Raw genomic sequence first — 21,838 nt, forward strand, 5'->3', positions numbered from 1 at the left:
ATATTAGTCGATCGGTAAAAGAAAAGAGTCGTTATAACTATATTACTTATTTTATTATTTGGAAACATGAATGCCTTTTCTTCTGTGCTGATCCATACTCGCTAATTCTAAAAAGGAGATGGTTAGTATGACAAAAATATTTATTGATCCAGGGCATGGCGGATCTGATCCTGGTGCCGTCGGTAATGGGCTGCAGGAAAAGGACTTAACGTTAAAGATTGCTAAAAAGATACAAGCTTTGTTGAAGGACTACGAAGATGTTGAGGTGAAAATGAGCCGCACAACAGACAAATTTTTAAGTCTTGATCAGCGGACAGATGCTGCTAACAGCTGGAATGCTGACTTTTTTCTGTCTGTGCATATCAATGCTGGCGGCGGAACAGGCTATGAAGATTACCGCTACAACACACTTGCAATCTCAAGCAGAACCGGTAAGGTTCATGCAGCCATTCATAATGCAATCATGGATGAACTTGAATCTTATAATGTAGTCGACAGGGGGACAAAAGCATCCGATCTGCATGTATTGAGAGAATCTGATATGGCTGCAATTTTGACAGAAAGCTTATTCATCGACACTCGCAAGGATGCTAACCTTTTAAAGAATGATGACTTCCTTGATGCAGTTGCATTAGGACATGTTAAAGGGCTTGAGCGAGCCTTTAACTTAAAGAAAAAAGCCGCTTCCACAACGTATAAAATTAAAGCAGGAGACACGTTTTGGGATATAGAAGAACGTTTAAATATCAAGCATGGAACATTAAAAAATCTTAATCCTAATGTTAATGCGACTGAACTGAAGGTTGGTCAAAGTATCCGTATTAAATAAAAAAAAAGAAAACCCTGCTGTTAAGCAGGGTTTCTTAATAAAAAGCAATCACATAGTATGTTATCAACTGGGTATAATATGGGAATACCTAACCCTTTTGAGGTGATTGTTTTTGGTGATGGAACGCTTGATTTTAGCAGGCATACTTATTATCAGCTTTGTGATTGCATGGCGATTCATCCCAGCTGAGAAAGCAAGGGATGCTTTTATTCTTTTTTTGTCTATTCAATTCTTTTCATGGCCGATTGGATTATTTGTCGTAGAAATGAAGTGGATTGAATATCCGGTGCAATTGTTTCCTAATGATAATAATGATTACAGATCAAGTTTATATTTTGAATTCTTCTTGTTTCCAATAACAGCTATTTTGTTTAATTTGTATTATCCATCATCAAGAAGAGTTATTCCTAAGTTGTTCTATTATTTGTTGATTGCCGGCTTTTTTACCTGCATAGAGTTCATACTCGAAAGATTTACAAAGTTGGTGGATTATCATAAATGGCAATGGTATTGGAGTTATTTTAGTGTCATGCTCATATTATATTTGAGCCATAAGTATTACAAATGGTTTAAAAGAGGATTAAGGTGAGACACCATGCATAAAGAATTTTGGATATTAATGATTATATGGGCTGCTGTACCGATTATTATTTTTCTGAACATACGTAATAGCAATAAACGGGTAGCACAAATCACATTCTTGTTTTCCCAGTCCATTGCATGGCTTTATGAATTTGTACAAATAAAAATGCAATTAGTCGCATTTCCGTATCGCGAATTTCCGTACGCGACGAAATTAAGCTTTACCCTTCATTACTTGCTTTTTCCAACGATCGGGATGCTGTTTATCTTGTATTATCCAAAAAAGGGCCGGTATGTAAAAACTCTGTTTTATTTTCTTCTGTTTGGAACGATTGCCCCAACTTACAGTGTTATTGTAGAAAGAACTACTTCTCTTGTCGAGTACCATCATTGGAATTGGGCACTTGGATTTGTATCAAGCATCATCATGCTCTCACTCTTAAAAGTATTTGTATTTTGGTTCGAAAAGGGAATGCTGATGCGAGAAGAATAAGCAGCTATCTGAGATAAAAAAGCCATTCAGCACGGAGTGCTGTATGGCTTTTAGTGCTTATGGCCAAAAATTTGTCAATGACAGTCCGTTATAGACCTCGTCCCAAATAGAATCATTATTCGGCTCTTCAATTGGCACCTGAACAGCGCATATTCCCGGATATGGCCAGTACATTTCCTGCATTCCTTTTATTCCGTTTACTGGCAGCATGAGCAGTAAATTGAAATCCCCTTTTACTAATGTTGAGAGGGCAGCATGAAGGGCGAGCGCTTCTTCTTGGGTAGCAAAACCCCATCTCACAAATAAAATTTTCGGGCTGTATTCTAGCTTTTCAAACAGATTAGCAATCCGTTTTTGCAGCTTTTCCTTGTAAGCTGGATACGTTACAGTCCAATCTTGTCCAGGGACGATTGGGAAATCATGCACAGATGTTATATTATATACAGTATCGTAAATGAAATGGGCATTAACTGGTTCTGTTCCGCCTTGTGCTGGCATGACAGCTACTCCATCATCAAGGGAACTGGAGGTTCCTTCTGTAAGTACGAGATTTGGAAAATCCATAAATCCTTGGAAGCGGTTGTTGATTAATCTTGTCACATCAGCTACGGAGTTGGAAACCATCCAATCAAGGGGAAAGGCAAATCTGCGCAAATTATGTCTTCTTAAATTCAAGGAAGGACCACACCAGCTGCCGATTCCGAGCATTAAATCATAAGGGCCTTTTATTTCTTGTAAATTCACCATAATCATTCCTTTGCTCTGGCATTATAGTATATTGAATGATGAGTGACAGGTAATTGCTTGGACAAACGGCATTTTTTTTAACATAGTTGCATGTAATGTTTAGGCTTTTTTAAGATTTCTCCCTTAATATATAAGCATCAAATGACAGGAGGACACGACTTTGACTTTAACGAGCTTTTTATTATATCTAATTGTGGCGGTAATTTTTCTGCATATTCCCGTGCTCGGAAGATATGTTGCTGTTATTCAAACATTAATTCATGAAGTCGGCCATGGGCTTGCGGCGATAATATGTGGCGGAAAGGTACGAAAAATTCATTTATTCACAAATACTGAAGGACTGGCTTTCACCGCACATGCCAACTGGTTCAGCAGGTTTGTAACAACACTGTCTGGCTATCTATTTGCTTCTGCCTTTTCCTTCTTTTCAATCTGGCTGATAACAATTGGGGCATTTGAGCTCTTGCTGTACATTTATGCAGGTATTTGTTTAACAGCACTTGTATTGTGGATACGCAATTTATATGGTTTCTTGTGGATTATTTGTGCGAGCAGCTTTTTTCTTTGGCTGACCGTTTACGGCAGCATGTTACTGAAAGTACATACATTACAGCTGTTAACATGTATTATTTTTGTACAGTCAATAAAAAGCGCCTTTATTGTGCTTCATTTAAGCTTTAAAAAACCGATGACTGCAGGAGATGCTACAAGTCTTGCCAAGATGACAAAAATCATTCCCGCCTTTATCTGGGGCATTTTATTTTTTGGTCAGGCCCTTTATTTCGGCTATTTAGGTGTAAGTTTTGTCATCCAGTAAAACAGGCTACCGGCCTGTTTTTTTATGTAATAAAGGGGGAATGTTATAGTAAGAAAAGGGATGGTTGGGAAAGATACGCAAAAGGAAGCTAGACTAAAAGGGGCTGTTTTTAGGTGATTCAAATCATTGGCGTTACTGAAGATAATCGATTGGATCTGAATGTTTCTATCAATGACTTAAATATATCCGCATATAAATGGTATTGGGTCGACTTTAACGGTCCGACAGAAGAGGAAATTACCAAACTGATTGATGTCTTTCATTTTCACCCACTGGCGGTCGAGGACTGTGTCCACCGGCTCCAGCGTCCGAAGCTTGACTATTATGACAATCATGCCTTCTATGTAACACATATTCTTCGCAAAGAAGAGGGTGAACTCATGAAGGAGGAATTAGATTTTTTTGTGGGAGATAATTTTATCGTCACCTTTCATTCTTCACCTGCAATCGAAGTATCTCAAGTGTGGACAATCCTTCTTTCTCACAAGAAAATAGAAAAATGGGACACCTATTATGTGTTTTATCAAATCCTTGATAAAATAGTCGATAACTATTTTCCTCTCCTCTATAGTTTAGAGGATGACTTAGACAAAATAGAAGATAATACCCAGAATAAATCAATGAATGCCTTAATGGAAGAGCTTTTTGATGCAAGATATTCCCTCTTAAACTTACGGCATACTGTCCATCCCATGCGTGATTTGCTGTATCGCATGCTCAACTCCCATCATCTGAAGGGAATCAATGCGAGAAGGGAGTATTTCTCCGATATATATGACCATCTCCTTAAGCTGTCGGAAATGGTTATGTCCAACCGTGAAATCACAGCAGATATTAGAGACAGCTATTTATCTCTTAATTCCCATCAGACGAATAATGTCATGAAAGTGCTGACAATCATCACTTCGATTTTTTCGCCGCTTACTTTTATCGCTGGGATATACGGCATGAATTTTGAACATATGCCTGAGCTGTCTTGGCGCTATGGCTATTTGTTTTCCCTAACTTTTATGATTGTTTTAGGGGTCATCATGATCCTTTGGTTTAAGCGAAAAGGATGGTTCAAATAAAAAACGATGCACTGCATAGATGATGCAGGCATCTTTTTTTATAAACAAATGTTTGCTTCTAGTCTTCTAGTTTTAAAAAGGATAACTATTTTATGGTAGAATTTCCTTATTATTTGCTAGTATCTTTCAAATACTGGGAGAAGTGCTTTATAATAATAGCAGACAGCAAAGTAAATCGGCCAGGCTTTCTGTTAGCAAATCACTGATTATTAAACATGAATGTCTGTTTTTTTGCACTTCTTGGCGGTCATAATTCATTAAACTAAAAGGAGGAATGAAAGCGCTTAAATAAAAAAGATGGATGATGGAGGGATTACTATGTATCATTTCGTCACAAATGGTATCTATCGTTTTTGTGAATGGGTGACAAGGCTTGCCTATCTAAATTTATTATGGGCATTCTTTACTGCTGTCGGGTTCATTGTATTTGGAATTGGACCATCAACGGTTGCTATGTATACGGTCACGCGAAAATGGCTGCAAGGGCACACGGATATACCTGTTTATCGCACATTTATGCATGCATATAAGCGGGAATTCTGGCGCGCCAATAAATTAAGCTGGATTTTATTAACGGTAATGGCTGTTTTTTATGTTGATTTTGTTATATTCGGCTGGATGGGCCAAGAAACATCCGTTTTTGCGTTAATTTTTATGATTCTGCTGCTCATTTTTACCATTGTGTTCTTAATGGTGTTTCCCGTGTACGTACACTATGATATTCCGTTATCAAAAACATTTAAGTATGCAGTTCTAATTGGCTTTTCTAGACCATTTTACACGATTGGAATGTTGGCAGGAGCAGTTGGTGCCATTTTAATCAGTCTTATCCACGTAACGGTGATTATATTTTTCAGTGGAAGCTTATTTGCATTGGTTGTCACTGCTTTTGCTATGAAGGCATTTAGCAGCATGGACAATGGTACAACTGAGGAACAAGTCTTGCAGTAAAGGAGATAAGACAATAAAGGAGTACTTTCGTTCTATGAGAAAAACATGGGCATCAATCATCACAATCTATCAAAATACGAAACTGAATGGAAAGCTCTTTATTCGCATCACACTTCTTATGGTCGTTACTCTTGCGCTCGTATTAATTTGTCTCCAATATGCTTTCAGCCTATATGATGAACAAATATATGCAAAATCATCACAGGTATTAATGATGTCATCCAATACCATTGAAGAAGAGCTGGAACGCATCGAGGAGGTAAGCTTTAATATTGCCGTTGATCCGCAAATACAATCAGCTTTGCTGGAGCTGCAGGGAGAGGTTACTGGCTATGATATTTACCGGCTCGAGCAAAAGCTGGAGGAGGAGTTAGCCAATTACGTCGGCTCGGAAAGGTATATCCATTCTATCTATCTTTATGATTCTTCAGGGAGAGAATTCTTAGCGGGCTCAAGCTCTAAACCGCTTGGCGAAAAGGAAAAGCGCATTGCTATGTACAGCGCTGACAGGTATGAAGGCAAAAATTATTGGATGGAAATAGACGGTGTGGATGAATTTTTGACTTCTGTACGCCTGCTGCGCTCGTATGAGAATTTAAACTTTGACAGAATTGGCAAGCTGATGATTCGGGTCAACCTTGATAAAATCGTTGCCGGTCTGCCGCTTACACAAGGAGAGGTCGGCGGTAATATCGTTATCTCTAACAGCAGCCAAGTTTTTTACTCACAAAAGGGTACCCATGATTTAGGTGATTTTGATTTCATCACAAAGAAGGGGCAAGGCTATGGTATTGAGAAAATAAACGGCGAAAGATATTTCGTAAATCATATTGCCACAAATTTTGAGGACTGGACATATTGGAATATCATCCCCTTTCATGCGATGTTTTCCAAAATTACAGCAGTCAAATACTCGATGGTGCTATTATTCACGTTTTTATTTATCCTGCTGATTTCAATTGGTTTTGGATTTTTAAAGAGAATTACCAATCCGATCGAGGAGCTGGCCTCCACCATGCAGGAGGTGCAAAAAGGTAACTTTTTAGCTGTGCAATCACTTAAGGTAGATGAAATGCCAGAGGATGAGGTTGGAACGCTATATCGAAATTTTAAGACAATGGTTCAGCGTATTGATGAATTGATTAAGGAAAATTTCTCTAAACAGCTGTTAGTCAAAGAAACCGAGTTCAAAGCACTGCAAGCACAAATTAATCCGCATTTTCTATACAATACGTTAGAATCGGTCAACTGGCTGGCGAAAACGAATAAGCAGCAGCAAATCTCCAGCATGGTGGAAGCACTTGGCCATCTCATGCGTAATTCTATTAATTTTAATGAAGATATTATTACAGTGGAAAAGGAGCTGGACATTGTCCAAAGCTATTTGACGATTCAAAACTATCGGTTTGCCGATCGGCTTAATTTTCAAATGGATATACCTGCTTCTGTGCTGCACCATCATATCCCGAAACTGACACTTCAGCCGCTTTTAGAAAATTCTTTTCAGCACGCAGTGGAGCCTGCTCTTGATGTCTCTACTATTAAACTATCAGCAGTAGAGACTGAACAATTACTGTATATCCGAGTGGAGGATAACGGACCTGGTATTGATCCAAATACACTACTATACATAAAAAAAGGCATTATTAAACCAAAAGGAACCGGGATTGGCCTAAATAATATTGATCAGCGCATAAAGCTCGGTTTTGGTGAGCAATATGGTTTAGAAATTGAGAATCTCGCTGGAAAAGGCACAGCTGTAACAGTCATTTTACCAATTCAAAGGGGTGGTATCAGATGACCTATAAAGTATTGCTGGCTGATGATGAAAGAATTATCGTGGAAGGAATTTCAAGCGTCATCAACTGGAGCATGCTCCATACAGAGCTTGTGGCTACGGCGCGAAATGGCGTCGATGCGTATGAAAAAATTGTCTTACATCAACCGGATATCGTAATCAGTGATATAAAGATGCCAGGAATGGATGGTATTGCCTTAGCTAAAAAAGTGTATGAAGAGTTTCCTGCTACAAGCTTTATTCTCTTGTCAGGCTTTGGAGAATTTGAATATGCAAGACAGGCAATGCAATATGGTGTCAAAAACTACTTGCTCAAACCTTGCAATGAAGAGAAAATCACTGCTGCCTTGCAAGACATCATTAAGGAGTTGGAGGCAAAAAAACAGCAGAATAAAAAATTCCTCCTTCTCGAAGAGAATTTAGAGAAAATTCAGCTATATATGAAGGCACAGCTGTTAACAGAGCTTTTTGCAGGCAAAGAGATTAATCGTGATTTTACGCGGTATGAACACTTATTTGACATAAAAGACAGACATAAGCAAGTCATGCTTGCTCTTTTGGAAGTGGAGGGCGAGGATTCTAATGAATATTTAACCTACCTTGCAGAAATGGCTGCGGAGCTTGTGCCTGAACTTGTGCTGTCAACAGTTATCGGGAAACAGGCCATCATTGTAGTGGAAGCAAGGCAGGATGTTATACATCTTGTGACAGACATACAGTCCCAGTTTTCTTCGAAATACAATGTGCAAACAACTGCTGCATTAAGCGAATCTGGCGTTCTCAAAGAAATAAAGAAACTGTATAAGCAAACTTGTGAATTTATCGGACATAAATTCTATATCGGCACAGGCAAGCTGATTACAGCTGCCAATATTACACCTGTTAGAAATCAAACATGTAGCGAACCGTTTTCCTTGGATGAGCAGGAAATAACTTTAAGAATCAAGTCTGGAAACAAAGAGGAGGCACTAGGTGTGCTTGACAGTCTGTTTGCCACTATGGCGAATCAACGGCTTGGCATCCACCGGACAAAATCTCATTGTATTCAGCTTTATAAGGAAATAATTAAAGCCGATAAAGACGAAGAGCTAGACTTGCATACTGGTACAACAGAATTGCTGGCAATGGAGACTGTTCAGCAGATGAAGGATTATCTGAAGGATTGTGCAGCACAGCTGTCGGAAATATATAGTGCGCGGCTTGTGACAAAGCAATCATCTGTAATCAGCAAGGTGATTGATATAATTGAAACCCATTTTTCCAATCCAGATCTATCCTTAAAGCTGGTCGCAAATGAGATGCTGTATATGAACCCTGACTATCTTGGAAAATTATTTAAACAAGAAACAGGGGAGCGCTTTTCTGCTTATTTGACGAAATGGAGAATTGAAAAAGCAATCGCATATATAACGGAAAATGATGATGTCAAAATGGTGACATTGGCAGATATGATAGGGTTTGGGGATAATCCGCAATATTTCAGCCAAGTGTTTAAAAAGTATACCGGTTATACACCGTCAGATTATCGCAAAGCTCAAAACCTTGTTTGAAAGCGTTTTATTTATATCTGTTTTTTGCACATTCATATCTGTTTTTTCCATTACAGAGAAAGTAAAAATGCATTAAATTAAGGATGTAAGCACTTTCAATAAAGGAGGGCAATATATGAAAAAGCTAGGCCTTATCACTTTAAGTTTTCTTTTACTTTTTTCTTTAGCAGCCTGCAGTTCTAGCGGCAAAGAGACTTCAGGAGGCAAAGATGAAAAAATTACTTTGCGTGTAGCATGGTGGGGCGGACAGCCAAGGCATGATTACACAATGAAGGTAATTGAAATGTATGAGAAGGCAAATCCGAATGTTGAAATTGAAGCAGAGTTCGCCAACTTTGATGATTATTGGAAGAAGCTAGCACCTATGGCAGCTGCCAACCAGCTTCCTGACATTATTCAGATGGATACAGCCTATCTTTCCCAATACGGGGAAAAAGGCCAGCTGGAAGACTTAACAAAATATACGGAGGATGGAAGCATTGATGTGAGCTCGATTGATGAAAATACTTTATCAGGCGGTAAAATCGGCGATAGCATGTACGGTTTTAATTTAGGCTCCAATGTTCTGTCTGTTATTACAAATGATGACATGCTTAAAAGCTCTGGTGTTGACCTGAATGATGAAAATTGGACTTGGGAAGACTTCGTGCAGATGGCAACAGATGTTCAAAAATCAACAGACAAGTACGGTACGAACGGGATGAACCCGGCAGACGTATTTTTCCCTTACTATTTAAGAACACAGGGTGAGCGCTTCTATAACCAAGAAGGCAACGGATTAGCTTATACAGATGACAAGTTATTTGTAGATTACTTTAACTTACAGCTTGAGCTCCTTGCTAATAACGCATTCCCAACACCTGATGTTCAAGCACAGGTTAAAGGACTTGAGGATGACTTTATCGTAAAAGGCAATGCTGCGATGACTTGGAACTGGTCTAACCAATATTTAGGGTTTGCTCAATTGACAGACTCTCCGCTTACTCTTAATCTTCCGCCAGAGCAATCAGCAGAAACAGCTTTATTCTTAAAGCCAAGTATGTATTTCTCTGTTCCAAAAAGCTCTGAGCATAAAAAAGAAGCTGCGAAATTCATTGATTTCTTTGTAAACGATGTAGAGGCAAACAAATTGATTAAAGGCGACAGAGGTGTTCCAGTTTCTTCTAAGGTTATTGAAGCCATCAAGCCTGAATTAACAGAAGAAGAAACGAAAATCTTCGAATATGTAGAAAGAGCTTCACAGAATGCAAGCCAGGCAGATCCTCCTGATCCACTTGGAAGTGCGGAAGTAATGAAAGCATTGAAGGATGTTTCAGAACAAATTCTGTTTAAGAAAATTACACCAGAAGAAGGCGCAAAAACGTTCCGAGCACAAGCTGAAGAAATTTTGGGCAGAAACAAGTAAAACTAGAAAGGAGGAAAGCTTTTCCTCCTTTTAGTTTCTTAAAGGCCCGCAGAGGAGTTGAACGGCATGAAAAAGCGGCAGTTAAGTGAAAATTTAGCAGGCTATGCATTTATATCCCCATTCATCATCGGTTTTATGGCATTTACCATCATCCCAATGGCCGTTTCCTTGTACTTATCCTTTACAAGCTACGATTTATTTTCCACCCCTGTGTGGGTTGGTCTCGATAATTTCAAGGAAATGTTCACAGGTGATGATAAGTTTTGGCAATCGTTGAAGGTAACCTTTACGTATGTGTTTGCAGGAGTACCGCTCAGACTGATATTCGCGTTAATTGTGGCAATGCTTTTGAATAAAGCATCCAGAGCAGTCGGTCTGTACCGAACATTGTTCTACTTGCCTTCCATCATTGGCGGAAGCGTTGCTGTAGCAATCATGTGGAGAAATATTTTCGGCAATGAAGGTACATTGAATGCCTTGTTGTTTTTCTTTGGAATCGATAAAAAAATCCTTTGGTATCAAGATCCGACTAAAGCGTTATGGACATTGATTTTTCTTGCGATCTGGCAATTCGGCTCATCCATGCTGATATTTTTGGCAGGCTTGAAAAACATACCGCCTTCCTACCATGAAGCAGCGAATGTTGACGGCGCCAACAGATTTCAAGTTTTCTTTAAAATCACCTTGCCGCTGTTAAGTCCGATAATATTCTTTAACCTAGTAATGCAGACTATTTCAGCCTTTATGACATTCACCCCAGCGTATATTATCACAAAAGGGGAAGGCGGACCGCTTGATGGCACGCTTCTGTATTCCCTGTATATATTCCAAAAAGCGTTCAATTTCTTCCAGATGGGCTATGCCTCTGCCATGGCATGGGTGCTTCTCGTTATTGTCGGTATTTTGACGCTGATCTTATTCAAAACGTCTAAATTTTGGGTTCATTACGAATCGAAGGAGGATTGATTTACATGAAAACCGCCACTAAAGATACAGGCCCGCTAATGCCAAATACGGGTGTATCATATAAAAATCCTCGTTTGAAGGCAAAAAAGTGGATTTACCATCTTGTAACAGGCGGATTCGCCTTGGTGATGCTATATCCGATTATCTGGCTGTTAATGAGCTCCTTTAAAGAAAGCTCACAAGTGTTCATCACCGCCCATTCTCTGATACCAAAACCGTTTATTTTAAGCAATTACGCAGCAGGTTGGGAAGGGATTGCCGGACAGTCTTTTGGCGTATTTATTAAAAACTCCCTTGTGATTGTTGTATTATCTACAATTGGAGCGGTTGCATCATCCGCATTGATAGCCTACGGTTTTGCCAGAATTCAATTTAAATGGAAGGCATTTTGGTTTGCTTGCATGATGGTAACGATGATGCTTCCACACGAAATTATCATGATTCCGCAATATATTATTTTTGCGAAGTTAGGCTGGCTCAATTCTATTAAGCCGATTGTTGTTCCTCAGTATTTCGGGCATGCATTCTTTATCTTCTTAATGGTCCAGTTTATCCGCAATATCCCGATGGAGCTTGATGAAGCTGCAAGAATCGATGGCTGCGGAAGATTCAGCATTTTCTACCGCATTATTTTGCCGTTAATCACACCAGCTCTGGCGACTGCAGGTATCTTCTCTTTTTACTGGAAATGGGAAGACTTAATCAATCCTGTTCTGTATTTAAACAGTCCAGAGAAATATCCTGTGTCACTTGCCTTAAAGCTTTTCCTAGATTCGGAAACAGCCTCCAACTGGGGCGGAATGTTTGCTATGAGTGTTGTGTCCCTGCTGCCTGTAGTACTTATTTTCTTCTTGTTCCAAAAGTATATTGTTGAAGGTATCAGCACAAGCGGATTGAAATAATGGAAGGAGTGAAATTATGCCAGCACTTGTTTTTGATGAAAGCAGCATTCTTGATGTGATAGATGCTGTAGTGAATAAGACGTTTCAAATGGACTTTAATTGGGATTGGCCAGGAGGAGTTGCCTTTTATGGAGTGGCCGAAGCATATGAGGTAACTGGCAAGGAGGAATATCTTCATTTATTGAAAAACTGGATGGACGAAAGATTAGAGGATGGATTACCTAAGCTGTCTGTTAACGGTGTTTCCATGGGTCATGCTCTGCTGAGCTTATATGCCGGCACAAATGATCAACGCTATTTAGACACAGCGATCCAACTAGCAGAATACTTGCGGAATGACGCGGAGCGCTTCGGTGACGGAATTCTCCAGCATACTGTGAATTCGACTACGTATGTGTTCCATGAACAAGCATGGGTCGATACGATGATGATGGCTGGACTTTTCCTGCTGCGGATTGGCAAGCTAACAGAAAACAAGGAATATTTCGAGGATGGGCTTAAGCAGTTTCATGGTCATGAAGAACTGCTTCAAGATCCAGTTACTGATCTTTATTACCATGGTTGGGATAATATGGCGAAAAACCATATGTCCAGTATTTATTGGGGCCGAGGTAATGGCTGGGCCGCTCTGACGATGGCTAGAGCGCTTGAACTAATTGATGTGACACATCCATCCTTTATGATCATTGACGGCTCTTTAAGGGATCAGCTGAGTGCGTTAGCAAGACTGCAGGATGATAAATCAGGTTTGTGGCACACCGTTTTGATAGACAGCACCTCTTATTTAGAAGTGTCAGGCAGCTGTGGTATTGCAGCAGCGCTTTTGTCACGAGGGTCTCTTTATAACAAATACACACAGAAATCAATTGCATCCATCCTTGAACACATAACAGAAGACGGAAAGGTAATGAATGTCTCTGCAGGAACTGCTGTTATGGATGATATAGACGGCTACAAAGGAGTACCGTTCAAACGGATCCATGGCTGGGGACAAGGCCTTGCACTTGTGTACCTTTCCCAGTTAATAAAAAGCACGAATCGTGTTTACGCATAAAATCGGAGTAGTTTGAATCTCTTAAAAATAGGAGGCAGCAAAGCGTGAAGGATAAGAGTATCCGCTTGTTTATAGCAGGTGACTCAACAGCAGCCACCTGTCCAGCATTTGAAGCCCCGATGGCAGGCTGGGGACAAATGCTGCAGGATTTTTTTACAGAGGAAATCGAAGTCTGCAATGAAGCGATGGGTGGCAGAAGCTCTAACAGCTTCATAGAGGAAGGCAGGCTTCTTTCCATTCAAGACAGAATCCAGCCTGGTGATTACTTATTTATTCAGTTCGGCCATAATGATCAAAAGTCATATGGAACCGAGCCATATACCTCTTATCAGGCTTGTCTGGCCGAATATGCAGCCTTGGCACATACGAAGAACGCGTTTCCGGTGTTTTTAACATCTGTAAACAGACGGAAGTTCAGCGAAGATGGAACACTGCTTGATACGCTGGGGGATTATCCAGACGCTATGCGGCAATTGGCGAAAAGATTAGCGGTTCCTTTGATTGATATGCATGTTAAAACGAAAGGACTGTATGAATCTCTCGGTCCAGAAGCGTCAAAGGAACTATTTGTCTGGCTGACTGCAGGCGAGCATCCAAATTATCCAAGCGGGTTGCAAGATGACACGCATTTTCACTCGTCAGGTGCTGTGGAAATATGCAGACTCCTTATAGAGGGTATCATGGAATTACCGCTGGAGCTAAAAAACTTCATTAAAAAGACGGAGATTAGATTGGAGAGATAGCTAAGATGGCGAAAAAACTGTATCATGGCGCGGCTTATTACCCAGAGCTTTGGGATGAAAAGACGATAGCAGAAGATATTGTGCTTATGAAAGAAGCTGGCATCAATGTCGTTCGAATCGGTGAATTTGCTTGGTCAAAAATGGAGCCGACCGAAGGAGCAATTGACTTGAGTTTCTTTCAAAACATCATTGCACGTCTGTATGACAATGGTATTGAGACGGTAATGTGTACACCGACTGCAACACCGCCGATTTGGATGTCTTATGAACACCCTGAGCGCATGTATGTCAATCAAAATGGGCAAACAATGATTCATGGCTCTCGCCAGCATGTTTGCACCAATAATCTATACTTCAGACAACGAGCAGCAATTCTAACAAAGAAAATCGCAGAAGCACTTGGCGGGATGCCTGGGCTGATCGGCTGGCAGCTTGATAATGAGTTTAAATGCCATGTAGCAGAATGTATGTGTGACAGTTGCAGACAGCTTTGGCATCAGTGGCTTGAGCAGCGCTATGGTTCGATTGAGTGCTTAAATCACGATTGGGGAACACATGTTTGGAGTGAGTATTATCACAGCTTTGACCAAGTTCCGCAGCCTGGACCCGTGCCATTTTTGCATAATTCATCATTAAAGACGATGTATCAAATCTTCTCAACGGAAGCAATTGCCGAATTTGCAGAAGAACAAGCAGCAATTATCCGCGAGCATTCACAAGCACCAATCACCCATAACAGCACCGTCATGTTCGCTGTCGACAATGAACGCCTCTTTCAAAACCTTGATTTTGCTTCCTTTGACACATATGCGCCAGCCAATTCGTATTACTCATATTTGTTCAATTGTGATCTATGGCGAAACCTGAAAAAAGGCAAGGAGTTTTGGATTATGGAAACAAGTCCCTCCTACAGTGCATCGCTTGAAAGCTATGCGAAGCCCCACCCAAAAGGTTATTTAAAAGCAGAAGCAGTGGCTGCCTACGCATTAGGCGGAGAAGCTTTCTGCTATTGGTTGTGGCGTCAGCAAAGAGCAGGCTGCGAACAGCCCCATGGTTCTGTCATCAGCGCCTGGGGGAAACCAACGGTCGGGTATGAAGAAGTTTTAGAAACAGAAACGGCAAGGCGCACCATTGAACCAATCTTGACAGAAACATCCCCAATGCAGGCAGAAATTGCGCTTACTTATTCCGATAAAGCCAAGATATTCTTCAACACAGAACCGCATAAAGGCTTGCACTATAAGGAATTAATCACGGATTTCTACAAGTATATTTTAGCATCAGGCCTCCACCGCGACCTTTTGCCGGAAGGAGCTGAGCTGGACGGCTATAAACTGTTGGTTACTCCTTTTGTTCATCATCTCTCAGATGAATTTATTAAGAAAGCACAAGCATTTGTTGAAGCGGGAGGTATATGGATTGTCGGCCCGTTGAGCGGCGGCAGAACAGAGCATCATACGATACATACAGATGCAGCTTTAGGAAGTCTTGAGAAGCTGGCAGGAGTAGAGACAGCCTTCACCTTCCCGATTGAAGATACTGGTTCTGTTGGAGAAGCCTTCGGTCATACTGCGCCACTAGGGCTGTGGAGCTCTGTTTTTGATGTACAGGAAGCAAAGGCTGTCGGTGTTATAAAGGGCGGGCTAGTTTCAGGGAAAGCTTTTTTGACAGAAAGACAACTCGGCAAAGGCATGATAGTGATGCTCGGTTCCTTGCCGCTCGGTGATGCGGGGAGTAGGATGCTGACAGAAATCATCACAACATATGCACGCCTCGCTGGAGTACAGCAAGAGATAACCGCTTCAGAAGGAACAATTATCGCTCCAAGAGACCAGAATGGCAAAAAATATTGGGTTATTGTCAATATGGACGGCAACGGAGGGACTGTCAGCATTCCTCAAAAAGCAGTCGACTGCCTTACACAAGAGGAAATACTTGCAGGTGAATGGAAGATCGGAAACTATGAATATCGAATTCTGCAATTGTATTAAAGGAGGAATTACAAATGGATAAACTACAGGCCGATGATATTAAAATAGCCTATATTGGCGGAGGCTCGCAAGGCTGGGCCAGAAGATTGATGTATGATCTTGCCCTCGAGTCAAGAATATCAGGAACAGTGGCCCTTTATGATCTTAATCTCGAAGCTGCAAAAACAAATGAAAAAATCGGCACCTATATAACGAATCATCCTGATGCAACTGGCAAATGGAAGTACGAAGCAGTACCTGCAATCAAGGAAGCTCTTACGGGAGCAGATTTCGTGATTATCTCAATCCTGCCAGGGACTTTTGAAGATATGGCAAAGGATGTTCACCTTCCAGAGAAGTACGGAATATACCAGTCTGTCGGGGACACGGTTGGACCAGGCGGTATTAGACGCGCTGTCAGAACGATTCCAATGTTTGTGGAAATCGCTGCCGAAATACGTAAGCATTGTCCGGATGCTTGGGTAATCAATTATACAAACCCGATGAGCTTATGCACCCGCACTTTATATGAGGTGTTTCCAGCAATTAAAGCGATCGGCTGCTGCCATGAAGTGTTTGAAACACAGCATTTGCTAGCAGATATGGTTGGTGAAATGCTAAATGTTAACGTGAAAAACCGCAAAGACATCCAAGTGAGTGTAACAGGCATCAATCACTTTACATGGCTTAATGAGGCCGCTTATCAAAAGATTGACTTATTCCCCCTATATAAGCAGTTTGCTGAGAAGTATGCCGAAACAGGATACGAAAAAGAACAAGGAAAATGGGAGGAAAGTGTATTCAGCTCAAGCAATCGTGTGAAATTTGACTTATTTAAAAAATACGGACTTATTGCAGCAGCAGGCGATCGTCATCTTGCCGAATTTATGCCGCCTGTTTATTTAAAGAATCCTGAAACAGTTCATGACTGGAAGTTCCATTTAACGTCTGTCGATTTTCGCGTAAAAGACCAAGCACGGAAAATAACCGAAAATGAACAAGCTTTTACTGGTGATACAAAAGTCGTCCTAGAGCCGTCTGGTGAAGAAGGGGTGGAAATTCTCCTTGCTTTGCTTGGATTGGAGGAACTAGTGACAAACGTCAACTTTCCGAATCTAGGTCAAATTCCAAATCTGCCTAATCATGCTATCGTCGAAACAAATGCTCTAATCCGCAGAAACAGCGTCCAGCCTGTTTTAACAAAAGACCTGCCACTTGATGTTGCCAATATGGTTAACAGGCATGTTCATAACCAAGAAGCAGTCCTAAAGGCGGTGTTAACAATGGACAATCAGCTCCTCTTTAATGCCTTTATTCAAGATCCATTGGTTGCAGCCATTCCTTATGAACAGGTAGCAGCATTATTTGAGGAAATGGGCATTTTGCAGCAAAATCAGTAAAGGAGATGGTCAAATGGCAAATATTACAGCAGCAGATAAAAAACAGGTGACAGAAACAATCCAGCTGTTAATGAACAATTTAACGAAAATACAGGATGATACTGGTGAATATTTACTGAATTTCGATGGATTAATCGTTGATGATAAAAGCTGGCATGTTTGGAATTGGCCGCAGGGAGTCGGCTTATATGGTATCTATCAATATTGGAAGCTGACTAGTGACGAAAAAGCATTGCAGATTATTCATGACTGGTTTACTGCAAGATTCACAGAGGGAGTCCCGCCGAAAAACGTCAATACGATGGCACCACTATTAACACTTGCTTGTTTATATGAAGATACGAAAAATCAAGACTACTTGCCTCATTTGCAAGAATGGGCTGATTGGGTCATGAAGGAGATGCCGCGGACGAAGGAAGATGGACTGCAGCATATGACATACGGGCCTGAAAACAAAAATCAGCTTTGGGATGATACGCTGATGATGACCGTGCTGCCCCTTGCGAAAATCGGCATGCTCTTAAACAGACAAGATTATATCGAGGAAGCAAAAAAGCAATTTCTCATTCATATTAAATACTTAGCAGACAGACGAACTGGTCTTTGGTTTCACGGATGGACGTTTGAGGGCAATCATCATTATGCAGAAGCGCTGTGGGGAAGGGGAAACTGCTGGATCACCATTGCTATCCCAGAATTAATTGATATTCTCGGGCTGCAGGAAGATGACTTTTTCTCATCCTTTCTTCTAGAGACTTTACAAAGACAAATTGAAGCATTGCACCATTGGCAAAATGAGGGTGGGCTGTGGCATACGTTAATTGATGACAACAGCTCTTATCTAGAAGCGTCTGCTTCTGCAGGGTTTGCCTATGGCATTTTAAAGGCTGTTCATAAGGGCTATGTGTCTGAAATGTACAGAGAAACTGCTTATAAGGCGATTGAAGCACTCAGAGGAGAAATAAACAGCGAGGGAGTGCTGCAAAAAGTTTCTGTCGGCACTGGAATGGGAGATACGCTCCAGTTTTATAAGGATATTCGAATTACCGCGATGCCGTATGGTCAATCTTTAGCTATTCTTTGTCTCGCAGAATTTTTGCAAGATTGTCAGTAATAGATTTTAATAGGGGGCCTTGTTCGTATGCAAGGTTCTTCCTTTAAAATAAAATGAAAAGGTTTACAAAAAAATTAAAAAGAGGTGTAGCTTATGTCTTGGAAAGGTTCTTCCTATATGAGAAAGGCACTTTGTGCTGCAGCGGTGCTGCCGCTGCTTTTTGTTGATACAAGCAGTGTTTTTGCTCACAAATCTACAGATACTTCTTCTAAAGTGCAATTAGAATACTTAGACAGAGGCTTAACAGCAGCCCAAACTTCTGAAGGCAACTTCCTCAGCTGGAGACTTTTAGGAACAGAGGTGACAGGCTACACAAAAAATGGGATGAAGGGAGCATCCTTCCATGTATACCGCGATAACAAAAAAATCGCAACCGTTAGTGACAGCACCAATTTTTTCGACAAAACTGGTAGTGCTTCGTCTGCTTATGAGGTAAGGGCAGTCGTAAACGGGAAAGAAGTCGATGAAAGTGCTTCAGTCCGTCCATGGGCTGACCAGTTTTATGATATTCCCTTGCAAAAACCAGCGGACGGGGTAACGCCTGCAGGCGAAACATACACATATTCTGCCAATGATATGAGTGTGGGTGATGTCGACGGCGACGGGCAATATGAATATTTCGTAAAATGGGATCCGTCTAATTCTAAAGATGTCTCTCAAAAAGGGTATACAGGCAATGTGTATATCGACTCTTATACGATGGATGGCACGCTGCTGTACAGAATTGACCTTGGTGTGAACATAAGAGCAGGAGCGCATTATACACAAATGTCGGTGTATGATTTTGATGGCGACGGCAAAGCAGAGTTAATGTTTAAGACTGCTCCGGGAACGAAAGTCATTCGTTATGATAAAAACGGCAATATTACATCAGAAAAATACATTACGATGCCTAAAAGCGATATAAAGGCAGGCTACAGCAATAAAGATGATTATCGCATGAGTGCTGCAGATTATTATGATCATTTAGTAAAAATGTTTAGAAACTGGCATCAGCATGAAGAAGTTGTTAATGCCAATTGGCCTAAAAGCTTAGAAGAGGCCTTTGGCATCGAAAAGAAATACAGTTATCCACTATCAAAACAGGACGCAGAAAGTCTTGTTGATTATTTCATGGATGTTTACGCACCAAGCAGAAGCACACGTAATGATTTAAGGACTTTTGAAGGGTTCATTCTTGAAGGCCCTGAATATTTGTCTGTATTTGAAGGAGCTACAGGGAAGGAATTGGAAACCATCCATTATGAAACAGACCGCCATGATGACGGCTTAATGTGGGGCGATTATGCGATGGCGCGCATTGAGCCTGGCAACCGTGTGGACCGCTTTCTTGCTGGAGTAGCTTATCTTGACGGTAAAAAGCCATATGCTGTGTTTGCTAGAGGCTATTATACAAGAACAACGCTTGTTTCCTACAGCTGGGATGGGAAGCATTTGAAGAAGAAATGGGATGTCGACTCCGGCTGGACACCAATGTCTAACCCGTTCAATGACAGTCCTCATGGCAAGGATGGCACCAATAAAGAATTCGGCACATTAACAACACAAGGGGCCCATTCTCTGGAAATGGCTGATGTGGACTCAGACGGCAAGCAGGAAATTGTCTATGGGGGAGCAACGATTGACGATAACGGCTCTTTACTGTACAGCTCTACAGATGTAATGCCTGAAGGAAGTGCTTCACCTGGAACAACGGCAAGACTCGGACACGGTGACGCTCTTCATGTCACCGATATCGATCCTGAGCGTCCTGGTTTGGAAATATACATGGTGCATGAAGGGGCAACGAGTGCACCGTACGGTTACACTTTAAGGGATGCTAAGACAGGTGAAGTTATTTATGGCGGTTATACAGGTAAAGATACAGGCAGAGGGATGATTGGTGATATCGACCCAACAAAGCCTGGGCTTGAGACATGGGCCAACACAGGTGTCGGCTTATATACGGCAAAAGGAGAAAAAATCGGAGATGCTGGACCAGGTACGAATATGAGTATTAAATGGGCAGGCAATATGACAACTCAAATAGTCGACGGAGCTCTTGAAGTGACACCGACCATTGAAGACTGGAAGAATGGCAGACTTCTGACACTAGAAGGAACGAGAACGAATAATGGCACAAAGGGGAATCCATCGCTTGTAGCTGACATATTTGGCGACTGGCGTGAGGAATTGCTGGTCCGCACAACAGACAGCTCTGCGATCAGAATCTATCAAAGCACAGAAGTGACTGACAGAAAGCTTTATACACTAATGCATGATGTTCAATACCGCACAGGTGTAGCTAGACAAAGCACAACCTATAATCAGCCTACTTATACTAGCTTCTATTTTGCAAGTGATACAGATTGGTCACAAGTGCCAGTGCCAACGTTCACAACACCTGGTTTAGAAGCTTTGCTTAGTCAGTTAATGAAGGATTATAAAGATAAGGGCGAACTATCAGGCAAGCTGTACGGACAGTTAGAAAACAGCTATACGCAGGCTATAAAACACAAGGAAAAAAGCAATAAGAAGCAAGCAGTTAAAGCATTGGAGAAATATAAGGACCAGATAGAGAAGGGCGTAAAAGCTAAAAATATTTCAGATGAGGCAGCAAAAAATTTAACGAAGCATGCTGACTTACTGATCAATTCGTGGAAATAGCAAACATAGGACAACAGCCGCTAGCATTAGTAGCGGCTGTTGTCTTTTTTAAAAGTCTCAGACCAGCCAGCAAGCTCTTCCATGAGTCTAGCTTTTTCCTGTATAAGCTGCTTTAAACGGTGACCATTTGCACCAGAAGGGTGAGGGAAGCCGGAAAGATACGGCTGCTTAATCTTATTAGCTGACACTAGCTTCTTCATCATCTCCTCAACCTTTTTTCCTAACGGAATGATTAAAGAGCTCTGAGGCAGCTGCTGTAATTCCTCCGGAAACACAGTGTTAATATAAGGATGAAGGAGCTTAGCATGTGTCATTGATGGATTATGGCCAGTATAATTTTGCTCTTTATAAAATACTGGATATTTAAGAAGGGAGGTAGTATGAAGCAAATTCCGTTTTTCTGCAAACAGCTCAGCAGTACTGCTTAAGCCAAGTTCCGTTTGCAGTCCGATTTCATCGAGCATATTAATTAAATTGATGCGCATCGATCCACTAAAGCTTGCATATTCCTTCGTCAGCTTTAGTTGTTCCGTTAAGCACATATGTTCGTACGAAAGGAAAGCTTCATAAGCGTTTTTCATTTGAAGCCAGCCAGGAGTAATTCCGACAATAATAATAATCGCTTGCTTGTTTACATAATCATTATGTGGTGCATAATACATGACAAGATCATTTTCAGCACCAATTTGGAATGAAGCTGTCAATAAGTCTTGTTTTGTAAGTGATTGATGAACAGAAAGCTTTTTGATGGCAGGTAGAAATTTATGTATTAGCATGTATAAACTCCTTGGTGAAAGTTGT

Annotated in this window: 19 protein-coding genes; 17 read left to right on the top strand and 2 right to left on the bottom strand. The window is 41.0% G+C overall.

Features of this window, described 5'->3' with window-relative positions:
- Window positions 1–127: 127 nt before the first annotated feature.
- The 3 genes from MKX82_RS10060 (at window position 128) to MKX82_RS10070 (ending at window position 1,904) form a co-directional block, all read left to right on the top strand.
- Entirely contained in the window at window positions 128–829 is a 702-nt protein-coding gene (locus tag MKX82_RS10060; RefSeq protein ID WP_233313843.1) for an N-acetylmuramoyl-L-alanine amidase, read from the top strand.
- Between the two features lie 118 nt (window positions 830–947).
- On the top strand, window positions 948–1,418 hold the full coding sequence (locus MKX82_RS10065) for a CBO0543 family protein (RefSeq protein WP_282581433.1): 471 nt from the start codon (window positions 948–950) through the stop codon (window positions 1,416–1,418).
- Between the two features lie 6 nt (window positions 1,419–1,424).
- Window positions 1,425–1,904 carry a CBO0543 family protein gene (locus tag MKX82_RS10070; protein ID WP_237941430.1) on the top strand — a complete coding sequence of 160 codons (480 nt, stop codon included), beginning with the start codon at window positions 1,425–1,427 and terminating at the stop codon, window positions 1,902–1,904.
- Window positions 1,905–1,961: 57 nt separating this feature from the next.
- On the opposite strand, the gene MKX82_RS10075 is transcribed toward MKX82_RS10070, so the two are convergent.
- The gene (locus tag MKX82_RS10075; protein ID WP_237941431.1) at window positions 1,962–2,651 is read right to left on the bottom strand and encodes a DUF1796 family putative cysteine peptidase; all 690 of its coding nucleotides are present in this window, start codon (window positions 2,649–2,651) and stop codon (window positions 1,962–1,964) included.
- Window positions 2,652–2,811: 160 nt separating this feature from the next.
- Between MKX82_RS10075 and MKX82_RS10080 the strand changes: the two genes are divergently transcribed.
- The 14 genes from MKX82_RS10080 (at window position 2,812) to MKX82_RS10145 (ending at window position 21,037) form a co-directional block, all read left to right on the top strand.
- Window positions 2,812–3,468, top strand: a complete 657-nt coding sequence (locus tag MKX82_RS10080) for a M50 family metallopeptidase (RefSeq protein ID WP_341076855.1) — start codon at window positions 2,812–2,814, stop codon at window positions 3,466–3,468.
- Window positions 3,469–3,581: 113 nt separating this feature from the next.
- Window positions 3,582–4,538 carry a magnesium/cobalt transporter CorA gene (gene corA, locus MKX82_RS10085; RefSeq protein WP_233313838.1) on the top strand — a complete coding sequence of 319 codons (957 nt, stop codon included), beginning with the start codon at window positions 3,582–3,584 and terminating at the stop codon, window positions 4,536–4,538.
- 318 nt (window positions 4,539–4,856) lie between these two features.
- A complete protein-coding gene (locus MKX82_RS10090; RefSeq protein ID WP_341076861.1) occupies window positions 4,857–5,489 on the top strand; it encodes a YesL family protein in 633 nt (210 codons plus the stop codon).
- A 34-nt stretch (window positions 5,490–5,523) separates the two neighbouring features.
- Window positions 5,524–7,290: a sensor histidine kinase gene (locus MKX82_RS10095; RefSeq protein ID WP_341076863.1), complete on the top strand. Its 1,767-nt coding sequence runs from the start codon at window positions 5,524–5,526 to the stop codon at window positions 7,288–7,290.
- Window positions 7,287–8,837 (top strand): response regulator, encoded by a 1,551-nt coding sequence (locus MKX82_RS10100; RefSeq protein WP_341076865.1) that lies wholly within the window; start codon window positions 7,287–7,289, stop codon window positions 8,835–8,837. The genes MKX82_RS10095 and MKX82_RS10100 overlap by 4 nt, the downstream gene beginning before the upstream one ends.
- 115 nt (window positions 8,838–8,952) lie before the next feature.
- The gene (locus MKX82_RS10105) at window positions 8,953–10,242 is read left to right on the top strand and encodes an ABC transporter substrate-binding protein (protein WP_233313835.1); all 1,290 of its coding nucleotides are present in this window, start codon (window positions 8,953–8,955) and stop codon (window positions 10,240–10,242) included.
- A 66-nt stretch (window positions 10,243–10,308) separates the two neighbouring features.
- Entirely contained in the window at window positions 10,309–11,208 is a 900-nt protein-coding gene (locus tag MKX82_RS10110) for a carbohydrate ABC transporter permease (protein ID WP_233313834.1), read from the top strand.
- Window positions 11,209–11,336: 128 nt separating this feature from the next.
- Window positions 11,337–12,110: a carbohydrate ABC transporter permease gene (locus MKX82_RS10115; protein WP_396953809.1), complete on the top strand. Its 774-nt coding sequence runs from the start codon at window positions 11,337–11,339 to the stop codon at window positions 12,108–12,110.
- Between the two features lie 16 nt (window positions 12,111–12,126).
- A complete protein-coding gene (locus MKX82_RS10120; RefSeq protein ID WP_341076870.1) occupies window positions 12,127–13,164 on the top strand; it encodes a glycoside hydrolase family 88/105 protein in 1,038 nt (345 codons plus the stop codon).
- Between the two features lie 44 nt (window positions 13,165–13,208).
- Window positions 13,209–13,907 carry a rhamnogalacturonan acetylesterase gene (locus MKX82_RS10125; RefSeq protein ID WP_233313832.1) on the top strand — a complete coding sequence of 233 codons (699 nt, stop codon included), beginning with the start codon at window positions 13,209–13,211 and terminating at the stop codon, window positions 13,905–13,907.
- A gap of 5 nt (window positions 13,908–13,912) precedes the next feature.
- A complete protein-coding gene (locus MKX82_RS10130) occupies window positions 13,913–15,898 on the top strand; it encodes a beta-galactosidase (RefSeq protein WP_341076873.1) in 1,986 nt (661 codons plus the stop codon).
- 14 nt (window positions 15,899–15,912) lie between these two features.
- The gene (locus tag MKX82_RS10135; protein ID WP_341076876.1) at window positions 15,913–17,277 is read left to right on the top strand and encodes a family 4 glycosyl hydrolase; all 1,365 of its coding nucleotides are present in this window, start codon (window positions 15,913–15,915) and stop codon (window positions 17,275–17,277) included.
- Between the two features lie 13 nt (window positions 17,278–17,290).
- Complete coding sequence (bglB, locus tag MKX82_RS10140) at window positions 17,291–18,391, top strand: beta-galactosidase BglB (protein ID WP_341076878.1); 1,101 nt, start codon at window positions 17,291–17,293, stop codon at window positions 18,389–18,391.
- 93 nt (window positions 18,392–18,484) lie between these two features.
- Entirely contained in the window at window positions 18,485–21,037 is a 2,553-nt protein-coding gene (locus MKX82_RS10145) for a rhamnogalacturonan lyase (RefSeq protein WP_341076880.1), read from the top strand.
- A 26-nt stretch (window positions 21,038–21,063) separates the two neighbouring features.
- On the opposite strand, the gene MKX82_RS10150 is transcribed toward MKX82_RS10145, so the two are convergent.
- Window positions 21,064–21,813, bottom strand: coding sequence for a hypothetical protein (locus tag MKX82_RS10150; RefSeq protein ID WP_341076882.1), 750 nt, complete (start codon window positions 21,811–21,813; stop codon window positions 21,064–21,066).
- Between the last annotated feature and the right edge of the window lie 25 nt (window positions 21,814–21,838).

This window comes from Niallia sp. FSL R7-0271, from assembly GCF_038005785.1.
Taxonomy (GTDB): Bacteria; Bacillota; Bacilli; order Bacillales; family Cytobacillaceae; genus Niallia.

Coding starts and splice junctions, on each gene's coding strand:
- MKX82_RS10150 (WP_341076882.1), bottom strand. CDS start 21,813: ATGCTAATACATAAATTTCTACCTGCCATCAAAAAGCTTTCTGTTCAT.
- MKX82_RS10120 (WP_341076870.1), top strand. CDS start 12,127: ATGCCAGCACTTGTTTTTGATGAAAGCAGCATTCTTGATGTGATAGAT.
- MKX82_RS10090 (WP_341076861.1), top strand. CDS start 4,857: ATGTATCATTTCGTCACAAATGGTATCTATCGTTTTTGTGAATGGGTG.
- MKX82_RS10115 (WP_396953809.1), top strand. CDS start 11,337: ATGCTATATCCGATTATCTGGCTGTTAATGAGCTCCTTTAAAGAAAGC.
- MKX82_RS10070 (WP_237941430.1), top strand. CDS start 1,425: ATGCATAAAGAATTTTGGATATTAATGATTATATGGGCTGCTGTACCG.
- MKX82_RS10095 (WP_341076863.1), top strand. CDS start 5,524: ATGAGAAAAACATGGGCATCAATCATCACAATCTATCAAAATACGAAA.
- MKX82_RS10130 (WP_341076873.1), top strand. CDS start 13,913: ATGGCGAAAAAACTGTATCATGGCGCGGCTTATTACCCAGAGCTTTGG.
- bglB (WP_341076878.1), top strand. CDS start 17,291: ATGGCAAATATTACAGCAGCAGATAAAAAACAGGTGACAGAAACAATC.
- MKX82_RS10135 (WP_341076876.1), top strand. CDS start 15,913: ATGGATAAACTACAGGCCGATGATATTAAAATAGCCTATATTGGCGGA.
- MKX82_RS10075 (WP_237941431.1), bottom strand. CDS start 2,651: ATGGTGAATTTACAAGAAATAAAAGGCCCTTATGATTTAATGCTCGGA.
- MKX82_RS10100 (WP_341076865.1), top strand. CDS start 7,287: ATGACCTATAAAGTATTGCTGGCTGATGATGAAAGAATTATCGTGGAA.
- MKX82_RS10105 (WP_233313835.1), top strand. CDS start 8,953: ATGAAAAAGCTAGGCCTTATCACTTTAAGTTTTCTTTTACTTTTTTCT.
- MKX82_RS10060 (WP_233313843.1), top strand. CDS start 128: ATGACAAAAATATTTATTGATCCAGGGCATGGCGGATCTGATCCTGGT.
- MKX82_RS10110 (WP_233313834.1), top strand. CDS start 10,309: ATGAAAAAGCGGCAGTTAAGTGAAAATTTAGCAGGCTATGCATTTATA.
- MKX82_RS10065 (WP_282581433.1), top strand. CDS start 948: ATGGAACGCTTGATTTTAGCAGGCATACTTATTATCAGCTTTGTGATT.
- MKX82_RS10145 (WP_341076880.1), top strand. CDS start 18,485: ATGTCTTGGAAAGGTTCTTCCTATATGAGAAAGGCACTTTGTGCTGCA.